At 37.5% G+C, this 4,064-nt stretch carries 3 protein-coding genes; all 3 read left to right on the top strand.

Annotated features, from left to right (window positions below; genetic code table 11):
• Positions 1-354: hypothetical protein (locus tag ACILQF_RS11295; protein WP_395627512.1), on the top strand; the 354-nt coding region annotated here is incomplete at its 5' end.
• A 6-nt stretch (positions 355-360) separates the two neighbouring features.
• On the top strand, positions 361-1,410 hold the full coding sequence (locus tag ACILQF_RS11300; protein WP_395627513.1) for a family 16 glycosylhydrolase: 1,050 nt from the start codon (positions 361-363) through the stop codon (positions 1,408-1,410).
• Between the two features lie 69 nt (positions 1,411-1,479).
• On the top strand, positions 1,480-3,744 hold the full coding sequence (bglX, locus tag ACILQF_RS11305) for a beta-glucosidase BglX (protein WP_395627514.1): 2,265 nt from the start codon (positions 1,480-1,482) through the stop codon (positions 3,742-3,744).
• The last annotated feature ends 320 nt before the right edge of the window (positions 3,745-4,064 follow it).

The following is a 4,064-nucleotide window of genomic DNA, read 5'->3' on the forward strand; positions in this document are numbered from 1 at the left end:
GATGAAATTACGTTTACTAAAGACGCCAATAATAATATTAATATAGCCGTTAATAATAAGGGCTTAACCTTTATGATTGGTGCTGCTACTAGTTATTATGGTTTTTCAGGTGGAGATGGCAATTATGCACTGAACACTGGCGGGTCTAAAAAACTTGTATTTATGGATGCAAGCTCTGCTAGTACAGCCGCAAATTCGACTAGAATTCAATTCATGGTTCCAGGAAATGGTATTATCAATGCCGGTGTGGGAAGTAATACCTATGAAATATTATCCGTTTCTGCAACAAAAATGAACCTAAGAACTATTGGTGCCGATGGAAATGCTTGGTACCAAAAACTTAAAGTAAAATAATAAATAATGAAATTTTATAAAATTCTGACAAGCTTATTTTTTGTCTATTTCATATTTGCAGGTTGTAAAAAAGCAGGGGCAGATAGCGTGGCAGTACTTTTGCCAGCAAATCTATCTGTCGCTGCTAATGTAAGTGTTGATGGAAGCGGAACTGTTGCATTCACTGCAACAGCTACGAATGCCGTTTCTTATGCTTTCGAATTTGGAAATGGGCAGGTTAAAACTGTGCCTTCAGGAATTACTACCTACCAGTATACCACTATTGGAACTAATACATACACAGTTACGGTTACTGCTACTGGAAGTTCGGGTGCCGTTATTACAAAGTCAGCACAAATAACTGTCAATGTGAAGACTCCCGGTACTGAATTATTGTGGTCTGATGAGTTTAATGTAGATGGCGCTCCAGATCCAATTAAATGGAAGTATGATATCGGCACAGGTTCTGGTGGCTGGGGTAATCAGGAATTACAATATTATACTAACCGGCCAGAAAATGCTGTTGTAATCAATGGAGCCTTAAAAATTACTGCTAAGAAAGAGAATTATAGCGGCATGGCTTTTACTTCGGCACGTTTATTAACTCAAGATAAATTTGTTTTTAAATATGGTAAAATTGAAGTAAAAGCTAAACTTCCGGCAGGTGTTGGCACCTGGCCAGCAGTTTGGATGCTTGGCAATAATATCCAAACAGTTGGATGGCCTACCTGTGGTGAGATTGATATCGTAGAGCATCGTGGAAGTGAGCTTAACAAAATTTTTGGTACACTTCATTATCCTGGTCGTTCGGGTGGTAATCCAAATGGAAGCACAAAGATAATTGCTAATGCAACAACAGAATTTCATATCTATACCGTAGAATGGTACGCTGATGCGATTAAAATTTATGTTGATAATCAGTTATTCCATAGTGTAGCCAACTCTGCCAGTATTCCATTTAACCACGATTTCTTCATCTTAGCGAATGTAGCTATGGGTGGTACCTTTGGTGGTGCTGTTGATCCTAACTTCAGTAGCGCATCTATGGAAATTGACTACATCAGAATTTACAAATAACCAATTCAATAATCCTTAAATAAAGCGCTATTCTTAGCGCTTTATTTATTTTTTTTCTCCTTGTCTCAAATGAAAAATATTAATGCTGTTTTACGGCTTCTGCTAGTTTTTTCTCTACTTCCGATTTTCTCTTCTGCACAATTAGTCTCAAAAAAGACTGAAATCGATAAAAAGGTTGATGAGCTCCTAAAAAAAATGACCCTTGAAGAAAAAGTTGGTCAGATGAATCAGTATAATGGCTTCTGGGAAATAACTGGTCCGGCACCCAAAGAAGGTAATGCTAAATTGAAGTATGAGCACCTAAAACGCGGATTAGTGGGCTCCGTTTTGAACGTAAAAGGTGTTGAAAATGTTAGAAAAATTCAAGAAATTGTAGTAAACGAATCCAGATTAGGTATTCCTTTGCTTTTTGGATTTGATGTTATTCATGGTCATAAAACTTTGTTTCCTATTCCACTTGCCGAATCAGCGAGTTGGGATCTTACGGCGATTGAGAAATCGGCAAGGGTTGCGGCTATTGAGGCTTCTGCTGTAGGTATCAACTGGACTTTCGCACCAATGGTGGATATTTCTAGAGATGCTCGATGGGGTAGAGTAATGGAAGGTGCTGGCGAAGACCCTTATTTGGGCTCTAAGATTGGCGTTGCGCGCGTAAAAGGCTTCCAAGGCGATGATCTATCAAAAAATAATACCATTGCTGCTACGGCCAAGCACATGGCTGGCTATGGCTTTGCAGAAGCAGGTAGAGATTACAACACGGTAGATGTAAGTAACTCCACTCTTTATAATGTTATTCTTCCTCCATTTAAAGCTGCGGTAGAAAATGATGTGAAAACCGTCATGAATTCTTTTAATGTTTTGAACGGAATTCCAGCAACTGCCAATAAATTCCTTCAAAGAGACATCCTGAAATCTAAATGGAACTTTGGTGGCTTCATCGTATCCGATTGGGGCTCGGGCATTGAAATGATTGATCATGGATTCTCTGAAAACCTTGAACATGTTGCTGAACAGTCTGCTAATGCAGGTTCAGATATGGACATGGAATCGTATGCTTACGTTACTCACCTTAAATCTCTAGTTGAGTCGGGTAAAGTGCCGATGGCTGTGATTGATGATGCAGTAAAAAGAATCTTGAAAGTTAAATTTGAACTAGGCCTATTTGATGACCCCTATAGGTATTGTAATCCAGAGAGAGAAAAAACACTCATCTATCACCCTGATCATATCGCAGCCACTTTGGATATGGCTAAGAAATCAATCGTTCTTCTCAAAAATCAAAAACAACTATTGCCACTTTCTAAGAATCAGAAAAATGTGGTACTAATCGGTGCTCTTGCAGACGACAAAAATAGTCCATTGGGTAATTGGCGCGTTGGTTCTGACGATAATACAGCTGTATCAGTCTTAGAAGGGTTAAAAAAATACATCAAGGACATTAACTTTGCCAAAGGTGCAGACTTAGTAACTGGTCCGGTAAGTTTTATAGATGAAGTTAAAATCAATAATTCTGACACGAGTGGTTTTAAAAATGCGATTGATCTAGCCAGAAATGCTGAGCTTGTGATCATGGTTCTTGGTGAGCATGGCTTTCAATCTGGTGAAGGTAGAAGTAGGGCGAACTTAGACCTTCCAGGTGTTCAGCAGCAGTTGCTGGAAGAGGTTTACAAAGTCAATAAAAATGTAGTGCTTGTTTTAATGAATGGCCGACCGCTCATTTTAAATTGGGCGGATGAACATATTCCCGCAATTCTTGAAACTTGGCATTTAGGTACGCAATCTGGTAATGCTATTGCAGAAGTTTTATTTGGCGATTATAATCCGAGTGGTAAATTACCTATGACTTTCCCAAGGCATCTCGGTCAATTACCAATTTATTATAATTATTTAAATACTGGAAGGCCAGGGCCAAAGCCTGAGGTATTTTGGTCGCATTATACAGATGAGGTTAATCAGCCTTTATATCCTTTTGGATATGGCTTAAGTTATACCCAATTTAGCTATGCTGATTTGAAAGTTGATTCAAGCAATCCTTCTCAAATTGTGGTCAGAGCGTCCGTAAAAAATACTGGAAAATATAGCGGTGAAGAAGTTGCACAGCTTTACATTAGAGATAAAATTTCTTCTACAGTAAGGCCTGTAAAAGAATTAAAAGGATTTCAAAAATTTAGTCTTACTCCTGGGCAGTCCAAAGAATTACAATTTATTTTAACAGATAAGGAATTAGGTTTTTATAATGGTGAAGGTAAATTTACTGTCGAAAATGGTGAATTTGAGATTATGGTTGGGACAAATTCGCAGGATTTACTTAAAACTACTTTCACGAAAAAATAAGTATTGGGGCATTAAATCCAATACTTATTAGATTTTTATATCTTGCTGCCCAGATCGCTTAGCGATTTGGATTGTTTTTTATCTCATTATTTAATGATCAGGTGTTTCGCATTTGTTGCGCCGGACTCATATTTTTGGGTTATATCAATCTTAAAGTAGTATAGCTTTTCTAAATAAATGCCTCTCTTTTTTCGAATTTCATGGCCATTCCCTAACAATTTGCTGTTATTGAATTAATATTCAGATAATATGTATTGTTTATTCTTGTATAGGTTAAATAGAACGAATTGAATCAACTATACACCCAATTATCAGAATTT

The sequence above is a fragment of the Daejeonella sp. genome (assembly GCF_044232565.1).
Taxonomy (GTDB): Bacteria; Bacteroidota; Bacteroidia; order Sphingobacteriales; family Sphingobacteriaceae; genus Daejeonella.

Coding starts and splice junctions, on each gene's coding strand:
- bglX (WP_395627514.1), top strand. CDS start 1,480: ATGAAAAATATTAATGCTGTTTTACGGCTTCTGCTAGTTTTTTCTCTA.
- ACILQF_RS11300 (WP_395627513.1), top strand. CDS start 361: ATGAAATTTTATAAAATTCTGACAAGCTTATTTTTTGTCTATTTCATA.